This window comes from Pseudomonas sp. S10E 269 (assembly GCF_002798465.1).
GTDB classification, from domain to species: Bacteria; Pseudomonadota; Gammaproteobacteria; order Pseudomonadales; family Pseudomonadaceae; genus Aquipseudomonas; species Aquipseudomonas pergaminensis.
In genome coordinates this window covers 5,467,401-5,492,139 of the sequence record NZ_PHIJ01000001.1, presented here as the reverse complement: position 1 = coordinate 5,492,139, position 24,739 = coordinate 5,467,401, and the positions used below count along the sequence as shown (strand labels likewise).

Annotated in this window: 23 protein-coding genes and 1 pseudogene; 13 read left to right on the top strand and 11 right to left on the bottom strand. The window is 60.9% G+C overall.

What is annotated here, in order from left to right; all coding sequences use genetic code 11:
* Positions 1 to 74: 74 nt before the first annotated feature.
* From CWC48_RS25545 to CWC48_RS25535, 3 genes are all read left to right on the top strand, one after another.
* Entirely contained in the window at positions 75 to 1,475 is a 1,401-nt protein-coding gene (locus CWC48_RS25545) for a DUF1254 domain-containing protein (RefSeq protein ID WP_100490624.1), read from the top strand.
* A gap of 126 nt (positions 1,476 to 1,601) precedes the next feature.
* Positions 1,602 to 3,149 (top strand): J domain-containing protein, encoded by a 1,548-nt coding sequence (locus tag CWC48_RS25540; RefSeq protein ID WP_100490623.1) that lies wholly within the window; start codon positions 1,602 to 1,604, stop codon positions 3,147 to 3,149.
* Positions 3,146 to 4,129 carry a DUF3829 domain-containing protein gene (locus tag CWC48_RS25535; protein WP_100490622.1) on the top strand — a complete coding sequence of 328 codons (984 nt, stop codon included), beginning with the start codon at positions 3,146 to 3,148 and terminating at the stop codon, positions 4,127 to 4,129. Before CWC48_RS25540 ends, CWC48_RS25535 begins: the two co-directional genes overlap by 4 nt.
* A 3-nt stretch (positions 4,130 to 4,132) precedes the next feature.
* Here CWC48_RS25535 and CWC48_RS25530 read toward each other — a convergent pair whose 3' ends face one another.
* From CWC48_RS25530 to CWC48_RS30965, 3 genes and pseudogenes are all read right to left on the bottom strand, one after another.
* Positions 4,133 to 4,804, bottom strand: coding sequence for a DUF3313 domain-containing protein (locus CWC48_RS25530; protein WP_100490621.1), 672 nt, complete (start codon positions 4,802 to 4,804; stop codon positions 4,133 to 4,135).
* Positions 4,805 to 4,957: 153 nt separating this feature from the next.
* Positions 4,958 to 5,452: a hypothetical protein gene (locus CWC48_RS25525; RefSeq protein WP_100490620.1), complete on the bottom strand. Its 495-nt coding sequence runs from the start codon at positions 5,450 to 5,452 to the stop codon at positions 4,958 to 4,960.
* A 107-nt stretch (positions 5,453 to 5,559) separates the two neighbouring features.
* Positions 5,560 to 5,646, bottom strand: a pseudogene (locus tag CWC48_RS30965) (hypothetical protein); the annotation flags it as partial.
* Positions 5,647 to 5,870: 224 nt separating this feature from the next.
* Here CWC48_RS30965 and ccoN point away from each other — a divergent pair.
* The 3 genes from ccoN to CWC48_RS25505 all read left to right on the top strand — a co-directional run bounded on the left by ccoN (position 5,871) and on the right by CWC48_RS25505 (position 8,291).
* Entirely contained in the window at positions 5,871 to 7,298 is a 1,428-nt protein-coding gene (ccoN, locus tag CWC48_RS25515) for a cytochrome-c oxidase, cbb3-type subunit I (protein WP_100490619.1), read from the top strand.
* A gap of 1 nt (position 7,299) precedes the next feature.
* Positions 7,300 to 7,509 carry a CcoQ/FixQ family Cbb3-type cytochrome c oxidase assembly chaperone gene (locus tag CWC48_RS25510; protein ID WP_099492090.1) on the top strand — a complete coding sequence of 70 codons (210 nt, stop codon included), beginning with the start codon at positions 7,300 to 7,302 and terminating at the stop codon, positions 7,507 to 7,509.
* An 89-nt stretch (positions 7,510 to 7,598) separates the two neighbouring features.
* Positions 7,599 to 8,291: an aspartate/glutamate racemase family protein gene (locus CWC48_RS25505; RefSeq protein ID WP_100490618.1), complete on the top strand. Its 693-nt coding sequence runs from the start codon at positions 7,599 to 7,601 to the stop codon at positions 8,289 to 8,291.
* Here CWC48_RS25505 and CWC48_RS25500 read toward each other — a convergent pair.
* The 4 genes from CWC48_RS25500 to CWC48_RS25485 all read right to left on the bottom strand — a co-directional run bounded on the left by CWC48_RS25500 (position 8,288) and on the right by CWC48_RS25485 (position 12,317).
* Positions 8,288 to 8,800, bottom strand: coding sequence for a GNAT family N-acetyltransferase (locus CWC48_RS25500; RefSeq protein ID WP_099492091.1), 513 nt, complete (start codon positions 8,798 to 8,800; stop codon positions 8,288 to 8,290). The two genes, CWC48_RS25505 and CWC48_RS25500, sit on opposite strands and share 4 nt — an antisense overlap.
* A gap of 61 nt (positions 8,801 to 8,861) precedes the next feature.
* Positions 8,862 to 9,926, bottom strand: coding sequence for a DUF1176 domain-containing protein (locus CWC48_RS25495; RefSeq protein ID WP_099492092.1), 1,065 nt, complete (start codon positions 9,924 to 9,926; stop codon positions 8,862 to 8,864).
* A gap of 53 nt (positions 9,927 to 9,979) precedes the next feature.
* On the bottom strand, positions 9,980 to 11,119 hold the full coding sequence (locus CWC48_RS25490) for a glycerate kinase (protein ID WP_100490617.1): 1,140 nt from the start codon (positions 11,117 to 11,119) through the stop codon (positions 9,980 to 9,982).
* Between the two features lie 91 nt (positions 11,120 to 11,210).
* Positions 11,211 to 12,317, bottom strand: a complete 1,107-nt coding sequence (locus CWC48_RS25485; RefSeq protein WP_099492093.1) for a sugar diacid recognition domain-containing protein — start codon at positions 12,315 to 12,317, stop codon at positions 11,211 to 11,213.
* 162 nt (positions 12,318 to 12,479) lie between these two features.
* On the opposite strand from CWC48_RS25485, the gene CWC48_RS25480 reads away from it, so the two are divergent.
* A complete protein-coding gene (locus CWC48_RS25480; protein ID WP_078048521.1) occupies positions 12,480 to 13,790 on the top strand; it encodes an MFS transporter in 1,311 nt (436 codons plus the stop codon).
* 883 nt (positions 13,791 to 14,673) lie between these two features.
* Here CWC48_RS25480 and CWC48_RS25475 read toward each other — a convergent pair.
* Complete coding sequence (locus tag CWC48_RS25475) at positions 14,674 to 15,378, bottom strand: SDR family oxidoreductase (RefSeq protein ID WP_100490616.1); 705 nt, start codon at positions 15,376 to 15,378, stop codon at positions 14,674 to 14,676.
* Positions 15,379 to 15,478: 100 nt separating this feature from the next.
* Here CWC48_RS25475 and CWC48_RS25470 point away from each other — a divergent pair, with 100 nt between their 5' ends.
* From CWC48_RS25470 to rarD, 3 genes are all read left to right on the top strand, one after another.
* Positions 15,479 to 16,381 (top strand): LysR family transcriptional regulator, encoded by a 903-nt coding sequence (locus tag CWC48_RS25470; RefSeq protein WP_100490615.1) that lies wholly within the window; start codon positions 15,479 to 15,481, stop codon positions 16,379 to 16,381.
* Between the two features lie 79 nt (positions 16,382 to 16,460).
* Complete coding sequence (locus tag CWC48_RS25465; RefSeq protein WP_100490614.1) at positions 16,461 to 17,471, top strand: aldo/keto reductase; 1,011 nt, start codon at positions 16,461 to 16,463, stop codon at positions 17,469 to 17,471.
* Positions 17,472 to 17,621: 150 nt separating this feature from the next.
* Positions 17,622 to 18,503: an EamA family transporter RarD gene (gene rarD, locus CWC48_RS25460; RefSeq protein WP_078048525.1), complete on the top strand. Its 882-nt coding sequence runs from the start codon at positions 17,622 to 17,624 to the stop codon at positions 18,501 to 18,503.
* A gap of 55 nt (positions 18,504 to 18,558) precedes the next feature.
* Here the strand turns inward: rarD and hppD are convergent, their stop codons facing one another.
* A complete protein-coding gene (gene hppD / locus CWC48_RS25455; RefSeq protein ID WP_078048526.1) occupies positions 18,559 to 19,635 on the bottom strand; it encodes a 4-hydroxyphenylpyruvate dioxygenase in 1,077 nt (358 codons plus the stop codon).
* A 245-nt stretch (positions 19,636 to 19,880) separates the two neighbouring features.
* A complete protein-coding gene (locus CWC48_RS25450; protein WP_100492461.1) occupies positions 19,881 to 20,804 on the bottom strand; it encodes a DMT family transporter in 924 nt (307 codons plus the stop codon).
* 77 nt (positions 20,805 to 20,881) lie between these two features.
* Between CWC48_RS25450 and CWC48_RS25445 the strand changes: the two genes are divergently transcribed.
* From CWC48_RS25445 to CWC48_RS25435, 3 genes are all read left to right on the top strand, one after another.
* Complete coding sequence (locus CWC48_RS25445) at positions 20,882 to 21,751, top strand: LysR family transcriptional regulator (RefSeq protein ID WP_078048528.1); 870 nt, start codon at positions 20,882 to 20,884, stop codon at positions 21,749 to 21,751.
* 81 nt (positions 21,752 to 21,832) lie between these two features.
* Complete coding sequence (locus CWC48_RS25440; protein WP_100490613.1) at positions 21,833 to 23,374, top strand: EAL domain-containing protein; 1,542 nt, start codon at positions 21,833 to 21,835, stop codon at positions 23,372 to 23,374.
* A 198-nt stretch (positions 23,375 to 23,572) separates the two neighbouring features.
* Positions 23,573 to 23,938 (top strand): histone-like nucleoid-structuring protein, MvaT/MvaU family, encoded by a 366-nt coding sequence (locus CWC48_RS25435; RefSeq protein WP_049713271.1) that lies wholly within the window; start codon positions 23,573 to 23,575, stop codon positions 23,936 to 23,938.
* Positions 23,939 to 24,049: 111 nt separating this feature from the next.
* On the opposite strand, the gene CWC48_RS25430 is transcribed toward CWC48_RS25435, so the two are convergent.
* On the bottom strand, positions 24,050 to 24,586 hold the full coding sequence (locus tag CWC48_RS25430) for a DUF4946 domain-containing protein (protein WP_078050926.1): 537 nt from the start codon (positions 24,584 to 24,586) through the stop codon (positions 24,050 to 24,052).
* Between the last annotated feature and the right edge of the window lie 153 nt (positions 24,587 to 24,739).

Below are 24,739 nucleotides of genomic sequence, written 5' to 3'. Positions count from 1 at the left end.
TCGACAAATAAACCGGTTTACTCGGCGGTTTAATCCCACGCCCTTAAAAAAGATCTCTGGAAGGACGCTACAACATGATTGGAAAACCGACGCGCCTGCTGTTGGCGAGCCTCTCGATTCTCATGAGTACCGGCGCCTGGGCCGATTTCACCGCAACCCCCAGTGAAGCCCGGGCCATCGCCAAGGAAGCCTATTTGTATGGCTACCCGGTGGTGGAGATGTACAAGACGCTCTACACCCAAGCCGTCGACAAGGGCGGGGCCAACTTCAAGGCGCCGTTCAATCACATCGGCAACACTGCCCAGGTGTTCACGCCCAAGGACACCGCCTTCGTCACCCCGAACTCAGACACGCCTTACTCCTTCGTGTGGCTGGACCTGCGCAGCGAGCCTCAGGTGCTGACCCTGCCCAAGATCGAAGACAACCGCTACTACTCGGTGCAGTTGATCGACCTCTATACCCAGAACTTCGCCTACCTGGGCACCCGCAGCACCGGCAACAACGGCGGCCACTACATGATCGCCGGTCCCGACTGGAAGGGTCAGCAGCCGGTGGACATCGACCGTGTGGTGTACAGCGAAAGCAATATCGCCTATGCCCTGTACCGCACGCAGTTGTTTGATGAAAAAGACCTGAACAAGGTCAAGCAGATCCAGAGCGGCTACAAAGTGCAGCCGTTGAGCAGCTACGTGAAGCAACCCGCCCCCGCCAAGCCGCCGAAGATTGAATGGCCCAAGCCTATGGCAACCATGACCGAGGGCCCGCAACTGTTTCGCTACCTGAACTTTATGCTGGCCTTTGCCGCACCGCAGGACAGTGAAAAAGACCTGCTGGCGCGGTTTGCCAAGATCGGGATCGCCCCGGGCGCACCGTTCAAGGTCAAGGAATTGACCGCCGAACAACGCAAGGCCCTGGAAGACGGTATCTCGGATGCCCGCGCCGAGTTCGCCGCATTCAAGAGGGACAAGATTGACACCCACCAGGTCTCCAGCGGTGAGCTGTTCGGCAGCCGCGACCGCCTGAAAAACAACTACCTGTACCGCTACGCCGGCGCCGACATGGGTATTTTCGGCAACTCCACCGACGAAGCGGCTTATCTCGGCTACTTCGTCGACAGCGAAGGCAAGCCCGCCAACGGCGCGCGCCACAGCTATACCGTGCATTTCGCCAAGGACCAGTTGCCACCCGCCGACGCGTTCTGGTCACTGACCATGTATGACGCCAAGACCAAGCTGCTGGTGCCCAACCACAAGAAACGCTACCTGATCAACTCGCGGATGCTCTCCAGCCTCAAGCGCGACGCCGATGGCGGCCTGACCCTGGCGCTGCAGCACCACGAGCCACCCAAAGCCGAACAAAGCAACTGGTTGCCGGCCCCACCGGGACCGTTTTATGCCGTGTTGCGCATTTACCTGCCCAAGCCTGAGGTAGGCAACGGTCAATGGAAGCTGCCGCCCCTGACCCCACTCAAGTAACACCGCGTGCCCGGTCGCGACAGGGATTGACCGGGCATTGACGACTCACGCGCCCTGATGCGCAGCTTCCTCAACCTGTGCCAAACCGGTAATGTGCGCGCGATTGTTTAGGGAGTTGCACCGCACATGACTTGCTGGAATGTCCTTGGCCTGCCGCCGGATGCCGATAGCCGCACGATCAAGCGCAGCTACGCCGCGCTGCTGAAGCAAACCCGGCCGGATGATGACCCCGAAGGGTTTCAACGCCTGCGCGAAGCCTATGAGGCCGCGCTGGAGTGGCACCAGGGGTTGCAGGAAGCCGACGAGGTGGTCATTGAAACCCGGGGCAACACCCTGGGCGAGCAGTATCAGGCGGCAATGGCCAATGGCAGCGCCCTGCACTTTGAAATCCACCTGTTGTTGCGCGATATCGAGAACGATCTCGGCCCCGACGAAACCCGCTGGGCGTTTGCAACCTTCAACTGGCTGACGGCCTGGCAGCGCCTGGAACTGCCCGGCGAGTTGATCGAAAAGCTTGAGCGCAAACACCGCGCGGCATTGCAGCAACCCTTGCGCCAGGCCCTGGAGCAAAAAGACGAAGCCGCCTTCCTGGCCGCCTACGCGGCACGCACGGAGTGCCCCTGGGTGAACAATCACCCGCATGCCGAGTGGTTCAACCAATGGTTGGCGCGGCTGCTGGTGCACAGTCATTACTGGTCGAGCGCCGTCTTCGAGGCGGTGTGTACCGGCCAGAACTGGCACGGCGGTGCAGATCATGAATGCCCTGCCGGCGATTGGGCGGTGCTGTTGCGGCGCCAACAAGCACCGGCCTTCATCGCGCGCCAGCGTGTCATGGCCAGCGAGCCGCCCTTCAGCCCACAACAACGGGCCGCGCGGTTGCTGCTGGCACCCATGAGCCTGGGCCAGCGCCGCGCATTCGCCCAGCGCCTGGACGAGCACGACTGGAAAGCCTGCCAGACGCTCAGTGCCGATATCTACGCCGAGCACGTGGCCGAAGCCGAAGCCATGCCCGGCGGTACCGTGTATTTCTGGCAAGGCTGGGACACGGCCATGGACACCTGGCCGTGGATCGTCGCACTGTTCCTGAGTTGCCTGGTGGGCGTGCTGGTAAACGCCGACCCTCTGGTTGGCCAAGTAGTGCCGACCCTGGGCTACGGCATCCTTTGGGCAGTCGGCGCGGTGATCGGCGCCGGGTTGGCCTGGCAGGTCTGGCGGCCCCTGGCCCACCAGTATCGGGTGCTGGATGAGCAGCTCAGTGCCCGCCTGCCACGCGCGCTCAGCCCGACTCACTTACCGTTGCTGCCGATACGCGACCTGGTGCCTGGGCTGATCCTCGCCGCCGCGCTGGGTTATGCGTTCGGGCTCTTTGCCAGCCTGACTCTGGTGGTGGCCTTGGCCGCCATCGGCGTGGCCAAGCGACCGTTCATGGATCATCACACTCCGTGGACCACCCGCCATCCCCGCTGGAGCGCGCTGGGCATGGTGCTGTTCTTCGTCTGCGGGGTTGGGCTGTACGTCGGCTTGGTGCTGCTCGACAACCAGCACCTCGTCACCCGTAACCAGGGCCTGCAACAGTGGACCGAACGCTTGTGCAGCCGCATGCCACGCTCGGCGCCGGAATGCCAGGCCCCTGCGACCCACGCGCAGTGGTATGGCCAGGAGGCCAAGCAATGAATCCGAAATGGTTGTTACCCATCGGCCTGGTGCTGGGCCTGGGATTGCTCGGGGTTGCCGGCGCCACCAAGCCGCTGCAACGCGTGCAGTTGTGGCTGGACCAGCGCGACAGTCCCTACACCGCCACGGCCAGTGCGCTGGCACCGATTATTGACTGCGTGAACCGTATCGACCGGAATACGCGCCTGGCCTACTACCGCATGCAATCGCCACAGCCTGAAACGCCCAACCAGGATAAGTTCGGCGACCGTGACGAACCTGAACCGAGGCATATCCAGGCGGCCGTCTGCTCGCAGCTGTACACGCTCAAACTGCAGCGCCAGCAGCCCGGCAGCCATTTGCTTGAGCTCGCCACGACCTATGCCGACAAGCTGAATTCATTCACATCCCTGGCGGACATGGTCGAGCCAGTACAGACCAATGGCATGCCGCCGAACGTGCGGCAAATGGTAGCGCAAGCCATGAACAATAGCCTGAAAGGGCAATTGGACCAGCGGGGCGAAGACTACCTGAAGGCATCTGCCGCGTTGCGCAACCTCTTGGAAGAGGAAGACATCCGTGTGCGCCCCGCCCAACTGGCACTGCTGGAATCACGGTTTGGCCGGGACCTGCATTGGCACCTGCTCAACCATATGATCGCGGCCCGCCAGGCAGTGAACCAGATCGACAAGGGCGTGCGCGACGCCAGCCTGACGCCGCAACAACTGCTCAGCCTGATCGATACGCTGCAACAGGCCAGCGACGCCAGCCAGGCCTTCCTGGTAAAAATGCCGCGCGATAAGCGCGAGGAAGAGGCCATTCACCTCTGGTACGCCACCCGCTCCTCCGCCGACGACTACCTCAAGGCATTGCGCACCCTGCACCAGGACTGGCTGGACCACGCCACGCCGCAGCGACTGAGTGGCGATTACTCCCTTGTCACCCGTCGCTACGACATCCTGCTCAGCTTCTACAACCGGCCGGCGAGGAACGTGTATTAGGCGCTAGTGCTTTTTCAGCTTCAGGAACGACTGGTGCAGGTCCGACGCCCAGCCATCGATCACGCCTTTCACGTCGTCGGCCTTCATCACCTGCGAGTCATTGGCCAGTGGCTTGCCGGTGCCTTTGCGCACCACCTGGGCAATCACCTTGCCACTTGAACCGTCGAGAAACTGCGCCTCGGTGCCCAGGGTGGTTTCCTGATCCCGGATGCCGGTGCCAGTGCTCACCGCCGCCGCGACCAGCGCCACCGGGACGAATTCATAGGGCTTGAGGCCTTCGGTCTTGCTGCTCACGGCGGTGATCGCCGCACGCACCACGATCACGCCGGGGCCAGGACCGTTGGCCAGGGGCAGGGATTTTTCCAGTTCCCGCTTGAGCGCCTGGTTGTAGTAAGTGTTGATGCCGTTGAGGGTACTGTCGGGGATTTTCGTGGTGGCCTGGGGCTTGGGGTAGAACTGGGTCGGCTCGATGTACACCGCCGTGTAGCGGCTCAGGTCCAGCTTGGGATCGACCCAGCGCATCACCTCGGCACCCGAGGGGGACTTGGCTTCCCTGAGCTGGCTGTAGTCCGAGAGAAAGCCGGAGTACTCATCCGGTTGTGTGACCTTGCTGGCACAACCGGTCATGGCGATCGACGCCACGCACAGCGTACTGATCATTAGCCTTCGTTTCATCATTGAACTCCCTGGCGATCATCATCGAGACATGGAGCTGTAGGTATAGCCAATCCTGGCCAATTCGCCTTATTTCCAGCGTCTGTATGACAGACCTGCCGACCCTGTAGGCGCCGGCTTGCCAGGGATGATCGTCAACGATAACGCGTACTATCAGCCACGTTCGCGTGGAATCAGGCTCTGCAACTGCGAGGCGAGGAAGTTGGCGTCGAAGCCAAAGGTGTCCGGGTCTTTCAGGCCGTTGGTTTTCTTCCACAGCCAGTCGTTTTTGTCCGCGGGCAACACCAATGACACGCTGCCATGCCGTGCAGCAGTCAAGCCGATGACCGACACGGAGATCAACCCGCCCGCCCCCATCACATCCGGTACGAATTCAACCGGTTTGCCGGTGATCTGCACGGTCAGTTTTTCGGTCTTGAAGGTCGACGCTTCCACCGGCACGCTCGGGCCACTGGCGACATAGGCCTCGCGGCGCACCTCCAGCAACCCCACCGTCTTCACCCGCTCAAGCCATTGCTCGATCTGCCCGAACAACTCATCGAGCTTTTGCGCCCAGCGGGCAGACTGCACATCGAATTGCTGCTTTTTATGCGCTTCGCTGTCGGCGTAATGACGAAGCATCTCGCCCAATTGCTGTACATCGTCCATTGCGGAGTTCCTTGGGTGAGCCAGGTTGCGAAGCCTGATCATGGCAGATGCGCTGCCTCTGCGTATGATTAACGCCCGCACGCCTCATGCCGGTTGCCCCGCTTACAGCCCGGTGCGCTGTGGTTGCCCTGGGCACCGCCGAGGGTGACGTGGCACCACTCGCTGCCATTTCTATCGACACCCAAGATGCCGACAGGGTTGGCCGCGCGCCAGGGCGCAGCTTCTACGGGGCGACTATGCGCTTGCAGCGCAGTGCATTGAAGATTCAGGTGGGTGGATATAAACCGGATCAGATGGGCCAGAAGCAGCGATTTCAGGCCAAATAAACTGATCCGCAACAATGAAGTTTTTCTGAGCCTGTTTTGTTTTACCCACGCTTCCTACAGTGCCGCCACTTGGAACCGTGGGAGGACTGAGCATGAGCACCGCAACAACCGGGCAGGCCTACAACTACAAGGTCGTGCGCCAATTCGTGATCGCTACCATCGTCTGGGGCGTGGTGGGCATGGCCATGGGCGTGTGGATCGCCTCGCAACTGGTCTGGCCCGAGATGAACCTGGACCTGCCCTTGACCACCTTTGGCCGCCTGCGGCCCTTGCACACCAGCCTGGTGATCTTCGGTTTTGCCGGCAGCGCACAGTTTGCCGCCAGCTATTACGCGGTACAGCGCACTTGCCAGGTGCGGTTGTTTTCCGACCGCCTGGCTGCGTTTACCTTCTGGGGCTGGCAGTCAGTCATCCTGATCATGTTGATCAGCTTGCCGCTGGGCTACACCACCACCAAGGAGTACGCCGAGATCGAGTTCTCCGGCGCCGTGTGGATGGCGGTGGTGTGGGTGGCGTATGCCATCGTGTTTTTCACCACCGTGGTGCGGCGCAAGACCCGGCATATCTACGTGGGCAACTGGTTTTTCGGCGCGTTCATTCTGGTGATCGCCATGCTGCATGTGGTCAATCACCTGGCGATTCCGGTGGACTGGTTCAAGTCCTACCCGGTGTATTCCGGCGCGACAGATGCCATGGTGCAGTGGTGGTACGGGCATAACGCGGTAGGGTTTTTCCTGACCACAGGCTTTTTGGGGATGATGTACTACTTCGTGCCCAAACAAGTCGGACGCCCGGTGTACTCCTATCGCCTGTCCATCGTGCACTTCTGGGCGCTGATCACCCTGTACATCTGGGCTGGCCCGCACCATTTGCACTACACCGCGCTGCCGGACTGGGCGCAGTCCCTGGGCATGGCGATGTCGCTGATCTTGCTGGCGCCCAGCTGGGGCGGGATGATCAATGGCATGATGACCTTGTCCGGCGCCTGGCATAAATTGCGCACTGACCCGATCCTGCGTTTCCTGGTGTTGTCGCTGGCGTTCTACGGCATGTCGACGTTCGAGGGCCCGATGATGGCAATCAAGACGGTCAATGCCCTCTCCCACTACACCGACTGGACCATCGGCCACGTCCACGCCGGCGCACTGGGCTGGGTGGCGATGATCACTTTTGGTTCGCTGTACCACATGATCCCCAAAGTATTCGGCCGCGAGCAAATGCACAGCGTGCCGCTGATCAACCTGCACTTCTGGCTGGCGACCATCGGCACGGTGCTGTACATCGCCTCGATGTGGGTCAACGGCATTACCCAAGGCCTGATGTGGCGGGCAGTCAACGATGACGGCACCCTCACCTACTCGTTTGTCGAGGCCTTGCAGGCCAGCCACCCCGGGTTTGTAGTGCGCTTTGCCGGAGGTGTGTTCTTTCTCACCGGGATGCTGCTGATGGCCTACAACACTTGGCGTACGGTGCGGGTCGCAGACCTGAACATGGCCCAGCTTGACGCCAGGATCGCCTGAGATGTGGAGCCTGCTGATGGTGGTGTGCCTGTATGGCGCAGTGGAGTACTGCCTGCATGGCCAGTGCGACAAGAGCCTGGAGGATGCCAGCCTGATCCCCTTTGCCGATGACCCGGAAGTGGCGCGGCGCGTGGAGTTGGCGACCGGCAAGCAGGTCAACGCGGTGGCGCCGCAAGCGCCGAGGCCAGGCTGGGTCAACCAGGACATGTGAACTGCACCGGTCATTTCGCCGCTAACTGCGTATGACTAATCCACGGCTGGTGCGTAAGGTGAGGCGACTTTCCTTGTCAGGAGCTTCGCATGCGCACCATCGGCCTTATCGGCGGCATGAGCTGGGAATCCAGCGCCGAGTACTACCGCATCATCAACCAGCGCGTGCGCGACCAGCTTGGGCCGCTGCGCTCGGCGCAACTGTTGATGTACAGCGTGGATTTTGGCCCAGTGGAACAGGCCCAGCATGCCGGTCGCTGGGACGACACCGCGCTGATCCTCGAAGATGCCGCGCGCCGCCTGCAGGCGGGGGGCGCCGAGTGCGTGGTGCTGTGTACCAACACCATGCACCTTGTGGCGCCGCGTATAGAAGCGGCGGTGTCGATTCCGTTCCTGCACATCGCGGATGCAGCCGGTGCGGCGGCCGTGGAAGCCGGCACGCTCACGGTTGGCCTGCTCGGCACCGCGTTCACCATGGAGCAGGATTTCCTCAAATCGCGCCTGGCCGCCCAGGGCCTGACCGTGCTGGTGCCCGAGGTGGACGAACGCCAGGCCGTGCACCGGATCATCTATGAGGAATTGTGTGTCGGCGTGATCAGCGCTGCCTCACGCAAGGTGTACCAAGGGGTGATCGAATCCCTGGCCGCACGCGGGGCCCAGGCGATCATCCTGGGTTGCACGGAAATCAGCCTGCTGATCAAGCCCGAACACAGCGACCTGCCGCTGCTGGACACCACCGAGCTGCATGCGCAGGCTGCGGTGGCGTTTGCCTTGCAGGACTAAGCGGACTTGCGCAGGCGGGCCATGCTCACGGTGTCGACAAACCGGCCGTCACGCAGGGCGTAATCGCGCAATACGCCTTCGACCTCGAAGCCGAATTTACGGTACAGCGCCTGCGCCGCCTCGTTGTCGGCGTATACCGTGAGTTCTACCCGGCGCAGGTTCATCCAGTTGTCGGCCACGTCCAGCGCGGCCGACAACAGCCGCGAGCCGACGCCCTTGCCCTGCCACGCGGTCGCCACGCCCATACCGAACGAACCGACGTGGGCCTGACGCACACGCAGGTACTGTTCCAGGCCCAGCTGGCCGATCACCTCACCACCGTGCACAGCCACCAGCTGTAGCCGCCGTTCGTTGTCCTGGACCAGCCTGTTACGCCACGCCTCCACCGACTGGAAAGGCATTTGCAGCACCTGACGGCACACGGCCGGTTCGTTATAGAGCGCCGCGACTCCTTCAAGGTGGGCCTCGGTAAAGCGCTGGATCACGATAGCGGGTTCAGGTGCGTGCATTGTGTTTCATCCTTTGAAAGACAAGTGGCCGGCCAGTGTAGGGGGCGTTGTCGTCCGATGGCTAGGGGGCTGTATGGGTCGACCACAGCGCCGGCCAATCACCCGAAGCCACTCCGGTGCAGCGCGGCATCATGCGGAACTCGCTGAGCCGCAAGCGCTCGCCGTCAAATACCCAGGACCCTGTGCCGCCGCAGTCACCGATCCCACGCAGCTTATAGAAATAGCTCAGGGTGCCGGTGGCTTCGTCATACCACACTGAGCCCTGCAGCGCGGCGCCATCCAAGGGCAGCGGCTGTATGGCAAGGCTGGTTTCGTCGTAGGGCGCCTGCCGTTTACGGCTGTTGACGTCGTACTCACAGTTGTAGGCTGCACAGTCATAACGCACCACCGTTATTGCCTGTTGCGCCGTCAGCGCCCCAGCCGTTGCCTCGGGTTCTCCCTCCTCCGGCCTAACCGCCTGCAACGCAGCGGCCATCAGGCTCGCCTGCTCTTGGGTGGTCAGGGCGGGGGGTGCAACAAACTTGCGCAGTACCGGCGTCGACATACGCGGCGGCACGTCACTGGCCGCGCCCTTGCCTGTTCGGGCCAGGGCCGTCACGTTATCCACCCGCCCCTGTACCGCGTCCATCAACAGCAGCGAAGCACTCAGCCCGCTCAGCGACACGTGCGCCTGCTCATCACCCGGCAACTGCAAACGCTGCCCGTTGCGCAGACGCTGCAACCAGCGACGCGCCGCAGCGTCCTCGATCACACCGTAAGACTGCACCTCGGGATCACCGCCCTGGTCGTCCAGCTCGACGTGCAGATCCCGGGTCAATTCCAGACCAAGGGGCTTACCGTCCAGCAGCAAGGTGGAAAGGTCGACGTCCTGACCTCGATGATCAAAGCGCAGACGCAAATAGCCCTCTGGCCCAGCCTGATGCCAGAGGTGCAATGTCAGCGAGCTGTAGTCCTCTTCATCCACGCCACTGGGCGCGCTGAGCGCATGACAATTGCGCAGGTTGTCGCAACCGACCACCCACTGCTTGATCTCGCGCAGCAGCGGCACGGTTTCAGCGGGCGTTTGGGCGAAGGTTGGGGCAGCGGCGCTGGTGAGTAACAGGGCCAGGAATGCAGGGCGAAGCATCGGGACTCTCCGTGTCAAAAAGGCGCGGATTGTCCCATGTTCGCGCTTGCGCGTCAGCGCTTACTGGCGATGCGCCACAGCCGCGCAATATCGGCTGCGCGTTCGCTGAGCAAACGCGGTGCTTCGCTGCACGCTTGCTCCAGGCTCATCGGCCCGGATGGCAACGCGAAAGCCGCGTCTACGGCATGGGCGTACATCTGCTCGTAACCCTCGCCCAATGTGCCGGCAATCACAATGACGGGCACCTGATGTTGCTGGGCGATACGCGCCACGCCGAACGGGGTTTTGCCGCGCAGGGTCTGGGCGTCGAACCGGCCTTCGCCGGTGATTACCAGGTCGGCGCCACGGACGGCTTCGTCCAGGCCGACCAGTTCGGCTACCACATCAACGCCGGCACGGAACTGCGCGCCCAGGAAGGCCTTGGCGGCGAAGCCCAGGCCGCCGGCGGCGCCGCTGCCGGGTTCGTCGCGTACATCTTTGGGCAAGACGTTAGCGCAATGATCGGCGAAGTGGCCAAGGGCGGCGTCCAGTTGCTGGACTTGCTCGGGACTCGCGCCTTTTTGCGGGCCGAAAATCGCCGAGGCACCGTGGGGGCCGCACAGCGGGTTGTTGACGTCCGCGGCGATGTCGAAGCGCACCTGGCTCAGGCGTGGGTCGAGTTGATCAAGTTTGATATCGGCCAGGCGCGCCAGGGCCAGGCCGCCAGCTGGCAGCGGCTGGCCTTCGGCGTCGAACAGCTGCACGCCGAGCGCTTGCATCGCGCCTGCGCCGCCATCGTTGGTGGCACTGCCGCCAATCGCCAGGATGATGCGTTCAGCGCCAGCATCCAGAGCCGCGCGGATCAGTTCGCCGGTGCCATAGGTGCTGGTCTTGCACGCATCGCGCTGCCCTGGCGGTACCAACTGCAGGCCGCTCGCCTCAGCCATTTCGATGATTGCGGTGTGGCTGTCGGCCAACCAGCCCCAATGCGCTTCGACCGCTGCACCGAGCGGGCCGCACACCGTCTGGTGACGCAACTGGCCATTGCACGCCGCAAGCACCGACTCCACCGTGCCTTCACCGCCATCCGCCATCGGGCACTGGATCAATTGTGCATCCGGCCAGACCTGGGCCAACCCGGCGGCAATGGCCTGGGCGACGCCTTCGGCGCTCAGGCTGTCCTTGAACGAGTCGGGGGCGATGATGATTTTCATGGGCTTTCTCCGGTTTTTATAACGCCCATGCTGCCAGTTGGCACCGCCGCTGACGCCGGTCCGATGCACAAGTCCGGATGAGCTTTGTTGTTCATTCCGACAAAGATTGGGGCAACAATTGCACGCCGAGGTACAACGCCAGCATGCCATCCAGGGTCAATGGGTCGACACCGCTGAGTTCGGCAATGCGCTCCATGCGGTAGCGCAGGCTGTTGCGGTGAATGCCCAGGGCATCGGCGCAGGCCTGGCTTTGCCCGTCGTGATCGCACCAACTGCGCAGCGTTGCCAGCAGTTGGCCGTTGCCATCCTTGGCCAGCACTTTACGCAGGGGGTTGAGCAGCTCGTCGAGGGCATCGTCGTTGCGATGGCGCCAGAGCATCACTGGCAGGCGATAGCGGTTCAGGGTCAACAGCCGTGACTGCGGCAACACATCGCGGCCATAAGCAAGCAGATCGCCCACGCGGCGATAGCAACGACGCAGCCCCGCCAGCCCATCCGCCTGGCCACCGACGGCAACGCGCAGGATATTCCAACCGTGGCCTTCAAGTTTTTCCAGCAGCCGTGGGTTGTCGACCTGCACCGCCGCCGGCCGGCACCACAGCAAGGAATATTGCGCCGAGCTGACGCACCAGCTGTCCGGATAACGCGAGGTCAGCCAAGCGCTCAAGGCTTCCGCCGATTGCCCCGCGCCCAGTTCGAACAGGTACGGCGTACGCGCCATCTGCGGCTTTAGCCCCAGTTGCTGGGCCTCGTCCACCAGGCGCGGCGAATCGCCGGTTTCGGCCAGCAGCAGGGCCAGCAGGTCATCACAGCGCTGGCGTCGCCATTGCTGCTCGGCCTGTTGGTGGCGGTGACTCACCAGCATTTCGGCGGTCATGCGCACGAGTTCGGCGTAGGTGCGCAGGCCTTCCGGCTCGCCGGTAATGCCAAGCACGCCGATCAGGCGGCCGTCATGCAGCAATGGCAGGTTGATGCCTGGCTGCACGCCCTTGAGGTGCTTGGCGGTCTGGCCATCGATTTCCACTACGCGGCCATTGGCGAGCACCAGTTGCGCGCCTTCATGGCGGGTGTTGATACGCTCAGGCTCGCCGCTGCCGAGTATCAGGCCCTGGCTGTCCATGACGTTGACGTTGTAGGGCAGGATCGCCATGGTGCGATCGACGATATTCTGCGCCAAGTCATGATCCAGCTCGAACATGGGGCTAATTTCCTAGAAAGCGATGGGTTGTTCATCAGCACAGCGCAATAGCTGCTTCACTGTGCGCAAGCACAAAGACAGCGGCGTGCCAGGTGGTCGAGACTCTTTGGGCGATCAACGTTACCTTCGCATCGCAAAAAATCATAATAAAGAGAGACTCCCATGTCACAGAGCGCCGCAGCCACACTGGCCACCGATGACGATAAAAACGCCATCTACAAGCGCATTACCCTGCGCCTGATCCCCTTCATTTTCATCTGCTATCTGTTCAACTACCTCGACCGGGTAAACGTTGGCTTTGCCAAGTTACAGATGCTAGATGCACTCAAATTCAGCGAAACCGTGTACGGCCTTGGTGCCGGGATCTTCTTTATCGGCTACGTGCTGTGCGGCGTGCCGAGCAACCTGGCGCTGACCAAGTTCGGTCCACGGCGCTGGATTGCGTTGATGATGATCGTCTGGGGCACGCTGTCCACCTGCCTGCTGTTCGTCACCACGCCGACGCATTTCTACACCCTGCGCCTGTTTACCGGTGCCGCCGAAGCCGGCTTCTTCCCTGGCGTGGTGCTGTACCTCTCGCAGTGGTTCCCGACGTTCCGCCGTGGGCGGATCATGGCGCTGTTCATGTCGGCCATCCCGGTGTCCGGCCTGCTGGGCAGCCCGTTTTCCGGCTGGATCCTCAACCACTTCGCGGCCGGCCAAGGCGGCCTGGCCGGTTGGCAGTGGATGTTCCTGCTGCAAGGTATCCCGACCGTGATCCTGGGCGCCCTCGCCTACTTCCTGCTCAGTGACAGCTTTGCCAATGCCAAGTGGCTCAAGCCCCACGAGCGTGCGGTCCTGGAAGCCGACCAGGCGACCGACCTGGCCAACAAGCCGAAAACCACCACCGATTCGCTCGCCGAAGTGTTCAAGAACCCGGCGATCTGGGCGTTCGGCCTGATCTACTTCTGCATCCAGAGCGGCGTGTACGCGATCAACTTCTGGCTGCCGTCGATCATCAAGAACCTGGGGTTCAGCGATAACCTGGTGATTGGCTGGCTCAGTGCGATCCCCTATCTGCTGGCGGCGGTGTTCATGTTGCTGGTGGGGCGTTCCGCCGACTTGCGCAAAGAGCGTCGCTGGCACTTGGTGGTGCCGATGTTGATGGGCGCTATCGGCCTGGTGATTGCGGTGAACTTCGCCACCACCCCGGCGATTGCAATCCTCGGCCTGACCATCGCCACCATGGGCGCACTGACCGGCCTGCCAATGTTCTGGCCGGTGCCCACCGCCATGCTCAGTGCCGGCGCGGCAGCAGGTGGCCTGGCGTTGATCAACTCCATGGGCCAAATGGCCGGCTTCCTCAGCCCGTACATCGTCGGCTTTGTGAAGGATGCCACCGGGTCCACGGATGTGGCGCTATACCTGCTGGCAGCGGTGATCGTCGCCGGTAGCGTATTGGCGCTGCGAATGACCCGTACCCTCAAGGCGTAACCTTGCCCTGTAGGCGCCGGCTTGCCGGCGATGGTAGAGGCGTCTACACAACACTGTGGCAACCATGGTAACCACGATGCGAAGCGAGTCGCTCTTGATCTTGATGTTGCCTTTGATCTTAGGCGCCCCGTCAAACACGCTGGCCGGAATTCGACAGGGATTTGGGGGGTAAACCGGCAGGGATGCCGGTTTAGCCGCCCCGCGCCATGGATGGCGCGTGGCGGCGGCCCCCCAAATCCCTGGCGGATTACGGGCACACCGAGCCTAGGCGAGGTGCCGAGTGTTGGGGCAAGAGCCCTTTGCTTACTTTGGGGCTTTTCCAAAGTGAGCCGCCGTAAGGGCGGAACCAATAGAAGCCTTTACCTAAATAACGGATATGTACCCGATCAGATCCAGCATCCAGGTCGGCTGTGAGGCCGCCTTCGCAGGCAAGCCAGCTCCCACATTTGGATTGCGGTGTGCCAGTTAGATTGTGGTCGGCTGTTAGGTCGCCATCGCTGGCAAGCCAGCTCCTACAGTTAGATCGAGGGGTGATAGTTAGATTGTGGTCGGTTGTTAGGCCGCCTTCGCAGGCAAGCCAGCTCCCACATTTGGATTGCGGGGTGACAGTTAGATTGTGGTCGGCTGTTAGGCCGTCTTCGCAGGCAAGCCAGCTCCTACAGTTAGATCGCGGGGTGATAGTTAGATTGTGGTCGGCTGTCAGGCCGCCTTCGCAGGCAAGCCAGCTCCTACAGTTAGATCGAGGGGTGATAGGTAGATTGTGGTCGTCCATACGAGCGCTGGCGGGAGCAAGATCCCTCGCCACAGGTCCAGCGCCGTACTCAGAACTGTATAGATACCTATGCCCTGAAGGCCTACCCCTCAGCCGGCGCCGACAATTACGTCAGAGCAAACCGCCGCCGTCGATGTCAATCACGGCACCAGTCATGAAGCCATTCTCCATGGCCAGCACATACCCCGCCGCGACCTCATGCGCCTGACCCACGCGCCCGACCGGCAATGCGCCGCCCGCCTTGGCGAACATCGCCAGGCGCTGTTCTTGCGCCAAGCCTGCATACGCCGGCGTATCGATGACCCCCGGGCTGATCACGTTGACCCGACGCGGTGCCAGCTCCTTCGCCAACTGCTTGCCCAACGCTTCAGTCGCCGCGTTGATACCCGTCTTGATGAACTGGCCCGGCGCCAATTTACGTCCCAGTTGCCCAGAGGTCAGGCTGATGCTGCCGTGTTCGTCCAAAAATGGCAGCGCCAGTTGAATCGCCCGCAGCGAGCCCCAGAGCTTCACATTGAAATTTTCCTGGGCCTCGTTCAGGTCGGTCTCGACCAGCGGCTTGGCACGCACGCTGGGGCCGGAGGTGTAGACCAGATGGTCAAAGCGCCCCACGGTCTCGAACAGGCGCTGCAGAGAACCCGCATCAGTGACATCCACCGGTTCGCTGCGCAGGCCATTTTCCACGCCAGACACCAAGCGCCGCCCGGCCAATACCACCTGTGCGCCCCGCGCGGCCGCAGCCTTGGCCACGGCGGCACCGATACCACTGCTGCCGCCGATCACGATGACGGTTTTGCCGTTGAGGGAAGTAGTCATGGGGAAATTCCTGAGTGAGAAAATGAGCGTTCATCTTCACAGCTTGGCAATCGGCGAAAAATCCCGGTAAAACGACAAGATCTTTAAAGGATTTTTACAAATGAGCTCGACCCTCGACCTAGAAGTCTTCGTGCGCACCGCCGACACCGGCAGCCTGTCTGCCGCCGCACGCGGGCTCGGCCTGACCCCGGCCGCCGCCAGTATCGCCCTCAAGCGCCTGGAAACCCGCCTGGGTATTCGCCTGCTGGCACGCTCCACCCGCAGCATGCGCCTGACCGAGGAAGGTCGGCGCTACCTCGAGAGCGTGCGCGTCGCGCTGGAAGCCCTGTCCGAGGGCGAACAGGCGATCAGGCAACAGGGCCAGAGCCTCAGCGGCTTGCTGCAACTGGCGGCGCCCTCGGATTTCGGGCGCAATGTGTTGCTGGGCTGGCTGGATGAATTCAAGCTCGAACACCCGAATATCCGCCTGCAATTGCTGCTCAACGACAGCAATGCCGACCTGTTCCGCGACACGGTCGACATCGCCCTGCGGTTTGGCGTGCCAAGGGATTCCAGCCTGGTGGCGCTGCCGGTGGTGCCCGATCACCACCGCATCCCCTGTGCCAGCCCGGCTTACCTGGCGCGCCATGGCCCCCCCCTCGCTCCGGCTGACCTGGCGCAGCACAACACCCTGCGCTACATGCGCCAGGGCCGGGCCAACAACACCTGGTATTTCCGCCAGGGCACAGTGCTGCAGGAGGTCGAGGTGTCGGGCGATTACCTCAGCGATGACGGTGAAATCGTGCGGCGCTGGGCGTTGGCCGGTCACGGAATCGCCTATAAGGCCAATCTGGACATTGCCCAAGACATCAAGGCCGGTCGACTGGTGCCCTTGCTGCCGGATTGGCAAGGCGAACCCACGCCCTTCAACCTGATGTGCCCTCACCGCCTGCAAGTGTCGGAACGCGTGAAGGTGCTGCATCGCTTTTTACAGCAGCGTTGCCAGACATTACTGAGCCCATGAAGAAACGCGCGCAGGGCTTGTCCCAGAGCGGCTGAGTCTGGTATTGCATGGGTACATTTCCCGCCTTGAGGAGTTATCCATGATTTACCGCACATTGGGCCAGTCCGGGTTGAAGGTGAGTGCCTTGACCCTGGGCACCATGATGTTTGGCGAACAGACCAACACCGAGGACTCGCTGCGCATCATCGACAAGGCCTGGGACCAGGGCATCAATTTCATCGACACGGCGGACGTCTACACCGGCGGTCGCTCCGAGGAAATAGTCGGCGAAGCCATTGTGCGCAATCGCCAGGATTGGGTGGTGGCGTCCAAGGTCGGCATCGGCCCGGTGGACGGTTTGCCCAACCGCAGCGGCTTGAGCCGCAAGCGCATTTTTAACGCGCTGGAGGCCAGCCTGACCCGCCTCGATACCGACTACCTGGACATCTATTACCTGCACCGTGAAGACCACAACACGCCGCTGGAAGTAACGGTATCGGCGATTGGCGACCTGATCCGCCAGGGCAAGATCCGCTACTGGGGCCTGTCCAACTATCGCGGTTGGCGCATCGCCGAGGTGATTCGTGTGGCCGAGCGCCTGGGCGTCGACAAACCGGTGATCAGCCAGCCGTTGTACAACATCGTCAACCGCCAGGCCGAAGTGGAACAGATCACCGCGGCAGCCGCCTACGGCCTGGGTGTGGTGCCTTACAGCCCACTGGCCCGCGGCGTGCTCAGTGGTAAATACGCCCCGGACGTTACCCCTGAAGCCGGCAGCCGCGCGGCGCGCCAGGACAAACGCATCCTGGAAACCGAATGGCGCGTGGAATCGTTGCGCATTGCCCAGCAGATCCAGCAGTACACCCAAGGTCGTGGCGTCGGGATCGTCGAGTTTGCGATTGCCTGGGTACTGAACAACTCGGCGGTCAGTTCGGCGATTGTCGGGCCGCGTACCGAGGCGCAGTGGGATGCCTATATGGGTGCACTGGAGGTGAAGATCAGCGCCGAAGATGAGGCGTTTATCGATTCGTTGGTGACGCCGGGGCATTCATCCACGCCGGGGTTCAATGATGTGGGGCATTTCGTCTCCGGTCGCATACCACGCGCATAACCCCTCCACTTTGTAGGAGCGAGCTTGCTCGCTCCTACAAAAGGTTGCGAGAAATTCTCCTGAAAAACGCCCCAAAACAGCGCAACCCTCTCCCGCCAAAAGCTCCATAATCCCCTCATCTTTTGTATCAACGGTTTTCGCGAGGACAGTGTGTCTAAAGGTGTTGTGTTATCGGTCTTGGCCTCGGTGTTGTTTGCCGTGATGTATTACTTCACATCATTGCTCACGCCCTTGAGCGGCCTGGAAATTTTCGGCTGGCGCATGTTGCTTACGGTGCCGTGCATGACCGTCTTCATGATCGTCAGTGGCGAATGGCGGCGCGTGTGGGAACTGGTGCGCATGCTGGCGGACAGCCCGCGCCTGATTGCCGGCGTGTTGCTGTCATCCGCGTTGCTCGGCGTACAGCTGTGGCTGTTCATGTGGGCGCCACTGAATGGGCGCAGCCTGGATGTGTCGGTGGGTTACTTCCTGTTGCCACTGACCATGGTGCTGACCGGGCGTCTCGTGTGGGGTGAACAACTGTCCTATCTGCAACGGATCGCCGTGTTTTTTGCCGCCCTCGGTGTACTCAACGAGTTGTACCAGGCGGGTGGATTCTCCTGGGCAACGCTGGTGGTGATCATTGGGTACCCGGTTTATTTCATCGTGCGCAAATACCTCAAGACCGACCACCTGGGCGGGCTCTGGCTGGACATGGCGCTGATGCTGCCGGTGGCGTGGTGGTTTGTGCAAAGTGGCGAGCAAGGCTTTTCGGTGATGGATGCGCACCCGAAACTGTATGCATTGATACCGATGCTGGGCCTGATCAGTGCATCAGCGCTGGTGAGCTATATCATCGCCAGCCGTTTACTGGCGTTCAGTCTGTTTGGCTTGCTCAGTTATGTGGAGCCTGTGTTGTTGCTAGGCGTGGCATTGATCCTGGGTGAAGGGATCAAGGGCGGCGAATGGTTGACCTATATCCCGATTTGGCTGGCGGTGATGGTGCTGGTGTTTGAAGGTTTCAAGCACTTGGTCCGCCAACGCAAAGCCTGATGCGCAGGCGATAAAAAGCCCGGCCGGGGTCACCCTCGGCCGGGCTTTTTTACGTTTAGTCGGCGGTCAATACACCACGACGCACCTGGTCACGTTCGATGGACTCGAACAACGCCTTGAAGTTGCCCTCACCAAACCCATCATCGCCCTTGCGCTGGATGAATTCGAAGAACACCGGGCCCATCAGGGTTTCCGAGAAGATTTGCAGCAGCAGGCGCTTGTCGCCTTCGATAGACGAGCCGTCCAGCAGAATACCGCGTGCCTGCAACTGATCCACCGGCTCGCCGTGGTTCGGCAGGCGGCCTTCGAGCATTTCATAGTAGGTGTCCGGCGGCGCGGTCATGAAGCGCATGCCGATCTTCTTCAACGCATCCCAGGTCTTGACCAGGTCGTCAGTGAGGAAGGCCACGTGTTGGATGCCCTCGCCGTTGAACTGCATCAGGAACTCTTCGATCTGCCCAGCGCCCTTTGACGATTCTTCGTTCAGCGGGATGCGGATCATGCCATCCGGTGCACTCATGGCCTTGGAGGTCAGGCCGGTGTATTCGCCCTTGATGTCGAAGTAACGCGCTTCACGGAAATTGAACAGCTTCTCGTAGAAGTTGGCCCAGTAGACCATGCGGCCGCGATAGACGTTGTGGGTCAGGTGGTCGATGACCTTAAGGCCCGCACCCTGCGGGTTGCGCTCGACGCCTTCGAGGTACACGAAGTCGATATCGTAGATCGAGCTGCCTTCGCCGAAACGGTCGATCAGGTACAGCGGCGCGCCACCAATGCCTTTGATCGCCGGCAGGTTCAGCTCCATCGGGCCGGTTTCGATGTGGATCGGCTGGGCACCCAGTTCCAGGGCGCGGTTGTAGGCTTTTTGCGAGTCCTTGACGCGGAACGCCATGCCGCACACCGACGGGCCATGTTCCGCCGCAAAGTAGGAGGCGATGCTGTTGGGTTCGTTGTTGAGGATCAGGTTGATCTCGCCCTGGCGGTACAGGTGCACATTCTTGGAGCGGTGGGTCGCGACCTTGGTGAAGCCCATGATCTCGAAGATCGGCTCCAGGGTGCCCGGGGTCGGCGACGCGAATTCGATAAATTCAAAGCCCATCAGGCCCATTGGGTTTTCGTATAGATCTGCCATGGTGGCACCTCATCATTCTTGTAATAAATACTGAATTAATTGCGAGCAAGGATGAGGTTGGAGGGCGGCGCACAGGAAAGGCCTCGCACGCTGCGGGCGAGGAAGTCACCAAAGATGAGGGGGGAGCCGAGTAGCTTCATGGGGGCATCAGTCTCTGACGGCTTAGGCTTGCGTGAGCGCAAGTCCATATTCTTGTATGCGTAAATCGATTCTACACAGCGTAACAGTGTTTGTCCGTAGTCTTATCAAATCCCCATTGCCCTGGCAGGCGCAAGAGGTTTGTTGCACAGGTAGATGCCCAGCAGGATCACCGCCCCGCCAATCAGCATGGGCAGGGTCAATTGCTCGCCCAGCAGCAAGGCGCCACAGATCACCGCCGTGAGCGGGTTGAGCGCGATAAAGACCCCGGAGCGCGTCGCGCCGATACGCCGGATGCCATCGTAATAGCCGATATAGGCCAGTGCCGAACCCAGTACGCCCAGGTACATAAGGCTCAGTGCCTGGGGCCAATGCAGGCTGCCGATAGCCTCCAGGCTGAACCGGCCCATGCCCAGCGTGGTGAGGAAGAGCATCAGGGTGCCCAGTAGTATGGACCAGGTGACCGTCTGCAGCGGGCCAAGGCTCTGGTTCAAACCTCGGGAAAACAGCGAGTAGACGCCCCACCCTGCTACGCACCCGAAGATCAGCACGTCCCCACGCCAAGCGTTGGCTTGTGCGTTCAATACCTGTGGGTTACGGCTGACGATCACCGTGGCTGCGCCCGCCAAGCACACTGCAATGCCCATGATTTTGCTGGCTCCCAGGCGCTCCTTGAACAGCCACCAGGACGCCAGGCCGATCACTGCCGGGTTCAACGCCACAATCAATGAGGCCCGCGACGCGTTGATGTAATGCAACCCATAGAAGAAACACAGGTTGTAGAAAAAGATGCCGAAAAAACCCAGCACCGCCAACTGCCCCATCTGCCGCAGGTTTGGACGCGACAAGGGTATGCGCGCAAGTCCCATGAACCCCAGCAAGGCCAGGCTCGCCAGCCCAAACCGCAGGCTGGCCGCCAGCAACGGGTCGAGTGCCCCGCTCAAAAAGCGACCGGCTACGAACGTGCCGCCCCAGATCATGGTGACAGTGGCCAACTTTATGTAAGTGATGCGATCCGACGAAGAATGCACGGGCAGAGGCTCTAGTGGCTTGAGGACTTTGGCATTCTTCTGGTAATACAGCGTCATCGTAAAATGAGTGATTACTCATGACCCTGACCCAATTGGAAATATTCTCACTGGTTGCCGAACTGCAAGGCTTTACCAGCGCCGCCCACCGCCTCGGGATCAGCCAATCGGCGGTCTCCCATGCGATCAAAGGCCTCGAGCAGGAACTGGGGGTGGCATTGTTCCGCCGCCACCAGGCCCAGGTGGAGCTCAGTGATATTGGCAAGCAGTTGCTGGGACGCGCCCGGGCAATGCTGGGCTTGGCCAATACCCTGCAACAGGAAGCGGCGGATGCGCGCGGCATGAAACGCGGGACCCTGCGCATCGGTTCGTTCGGCCCAACCTCTTCGACCTACCTACTGCCAAAGATCCTCAACCGGTTTCGCCTGGAGTACCCAGGCATCGAAGTGCACGTCGACGAAGGGCCCGACAGACAAGTGATCCAATGGCTTGATGAACGCCGGATTGATATTGGTTTTGTGGTGCTGGACCAGGAGCGCTTCGACACCTTTGCGTTGTTCGAAGACCAGATGGTGGCGCTGCTGCCGGTCAATCACCGGCTGGCAGCCCAGGAACAGGTGAGCCTCAAGGACCTGTGCAGCGACCCTTTCGCGTTGACAGAGGCGGGCTCCACTGAGCTGGTGGTGCGCCTGTTCAACGAGGCGCGGCTGACGCCGAATGTGCGATATCGCTGCTCACAATTGCTCAGTACCCTGGAAACCGTAAGCCGCGCAGAGGCTGTCAGCGTGGTGGCACAGGCTTCATTGCCGACCGCGGCCGATTCGCGGTACGTGCAGCGCGCGCTGTCGCCCCGTGTGCCGCGTCGGGTCGGCCTGGCGGTACTGGATCGGCGTCAATCTTCGCCGGCGGCGCTGGCTTTTATCCGTATTGCACAAGGGCTTGAGTGGTAACCGCGCAGGCTCGGCGAGCTTATTTTGTCCCAGCCAACTATCATCGACTGAATCTGATCCCTGCAACAGGCCGTGCCCTTCATGCCCCTGACCGTCAACGGCCCGCGTAAACGCGCCACTCGTTACTTGATTACGTCGCTCAGCGCGTTGCTGCCGATCGCGCTCGGGTTGGTCATTCTGCATTGGCAGGCTGAACGCACACTGGAACAAAGCACGGCGCAGACCGCCCAGGAGGCGGTGCGCCAATTCGACCTGATGCTCGACAACACCGCCCTCGCCGCCCAGGCCTTGCTGCCGTTGGCGGGGCAGCCCTGTGATAACGGTGCACAATTGGCCCTGCGCGAACAAGTCACGCGGCGGCCGTTCGTGCGTGCGACCACCTTGTCCTGGCAGAAAAACATCTACTGCAGCTCACTGTTTGGCAGTAACTACGAATCACCGGTCAACCCGGACGACTACGTGGATGGTCGCTTATGGTTGATGAACGGCAACCCGGTAACGCCCGATACCGCGCTGCTGGTTTACCGGCTGGTGGACGGTGACAAGGCCGCCTTTGCGTCGATTGATGGTTACCACCTGACCAACGCCCTGCGCCTGATCAGCCGTTATGCCCACCTGGTATTGCAAGTGGGTCCAAACTGGCTAAGCGGCGACGGCAAGGTGCGTGACACCGCCGTGCCGGTGTTTGCCGTGGCCCATCACCAGCTAGCCTCCGAACGCTATCACTACAGTGTCGAGGCCGGCATGCCGGCCGGCGAGGTGTGGCGCTACATGCAGGCCCGATACCCGGCGCTGTTCAGCCTGGTGCTGTTCTTTGGCGTGCTGGCAGGCGTGCTTGCGCATTGGCTGCAGAAGCGCTCTTCGGCACCGACCCATGAGCTTCAGCGCGCGCTGGGCGCCAATGAATTTATTCCGTATTTCCAGCCAGTCGTGCGAGGTGACACCCGTGAGTGGGCGGGATGCGAAGTACTGATGCGCTGGCAACATCCCAAGGAGGGCCTGGTGCGCCCCGACTTGTTTATCCCCCTGGCCGAACATTCCGGCCTTATTGTGCCGATGACCCGGGCGCTGCTGCGCCAGACCGCTGCGCAACTGGCGCCGCATGCGGCACGTTTCAGCCCTGGCTTCCACATCGGCGTGAACATCACCGCACGGCACTGCCAGGATCTGGCGTTGGTAGATGACTGCCGGGAGTTTCTTGCCGCCTTTGCCGTGGGCCAGGTGACCCTGGTGCTGGAGTTGACCGAACGCGAGCTGATCGAGCCTACGGATATCACCCGCCGCCTGTTCGACGCCTTGCATCAGCTGGGGGTGATGATTGCCATTGATGACTTTGGTACTGGCCATTCCAGCCTGGGCTACTTGCGTAACTTCAATGTGGACTATTTGAAGATCGACCAGAGTTTTGTCGCCATGATCGGTGCCGACGCACTATCACGGCATATTCTGGACAGCATCATAGAACTGTCCGGCAAGCTCGACTTGGGCATCGTTGCCGAAGGTGTGGAAACCGCTGAACAGTGTGAATACCTGGCCGCACAAGGCGTGGATTTTCTCCAGGGCTACCTCTTCGGAAAGCCTCTACCCTGTGATGAATTTATTAAATCACTGGCCAGCCATTGAATAGCCACGTACTACCTGTGTGGAAAGAATGTTATTTAGACAAAAGACATGATTTACTCGTAGCGCATTAACTACTACAATTTTTCCTGCCTGTGCAGAACTCGCGAGACGACTTCTTTTGTGGGTCGCCTTAAAGCGCTTGGCTTATAGCTTTGTCTGCAGTTGATATCAGCCAAATACACTATTGGAGTACAGATTTTGTCCAGACTCGCCGAATTTCGCGCAGCAGAAAAAGCCCTTCAAGAGCAGCTTGCCCAGCTGGAATCCCTGAAGAACGACGCCGGCCTGAAGAAAGAAATCGAATTCGAAGAAAAGCTTCAAGCCCTGATGAAGACCTATGGCAAAGGCCTGCGCGACATCATTTCCATTCTTGACCCCAACCCGGGCAAGTCCAGCGCCGCTGCCGCTACCGCACCAAAACAGCGCCGTGCACGCGTGGTCAAGGTTTACCAAAACCCGCACACCGGTGAGCTGATCGAAACCAAAGGCGGCAACCATCGCGGCCTCAAGGCCTGGAAAGAACAGTACGGCGCCGCCACTGTAGACTCCTGGCTTCGCGGCTGATTGCATCGCACTAATAAAGAGCCCCGCTTATGCGGGGCTTTTTTATTCAAGGGTTCGAAATCGAACTAAAATAACGTTTCATTATGTTCAAAACCGACGCGCACGCCACACTTAAAGTTTCAGGCTGTCGCGCACTGAACTGACTTCGTCCTTGCTGGCTTCGTAAGCATCAGCCTGGCCTGCGTATGAAAAAACATAAGCCTTATCGGCATCCACCGCGCCCACCAATGTTTGCGAAATTACGTGGCGCCCGTTTTCGGTAATCACGCAAGTAGTTTCCAGCGCGTCAAGACGGCTCAGTGTTGTAGGGTGCATCTTGCTGCACACACTTTGATAACCGCCCTGGGCAAAATCTTTCTGGATCGACTTGCGCATCTCCAGCAATACCCCCTGCAGATTAACCTTATGCCCCGCTTCAATCGGTGTGCCGGTCAATTCGATAACCATCAAGGTCGCGCCGTTTTCATCATTCTTGATCGCCCGCTGCCGAGACACCGGCTGTGGTGTTACCGGCGCCTTGTCGTCGGGCACGACTTCTTCGACTTGCCAACCGCTGGGCCAATGGATTTCGGGGTCGGCCGCCATCAATAAGGGGCTGGCCAACAACAGACACACCGTACTCAACAGCCGTTTGCGAAGTTCAATCATCACGAAAAACACCCAAGGTCCAAGCATTAAAGTTTGGCCCCCGGTCGCCCTGTGTCGCAAGGCCTGCGTGGGCTTTTTCATTTGGCGCATGGGGCGAGCCTTGCGTATCATGGTCCGGCTGCACGGATGCCAGCCGCAAGCCAAGGAACCGCT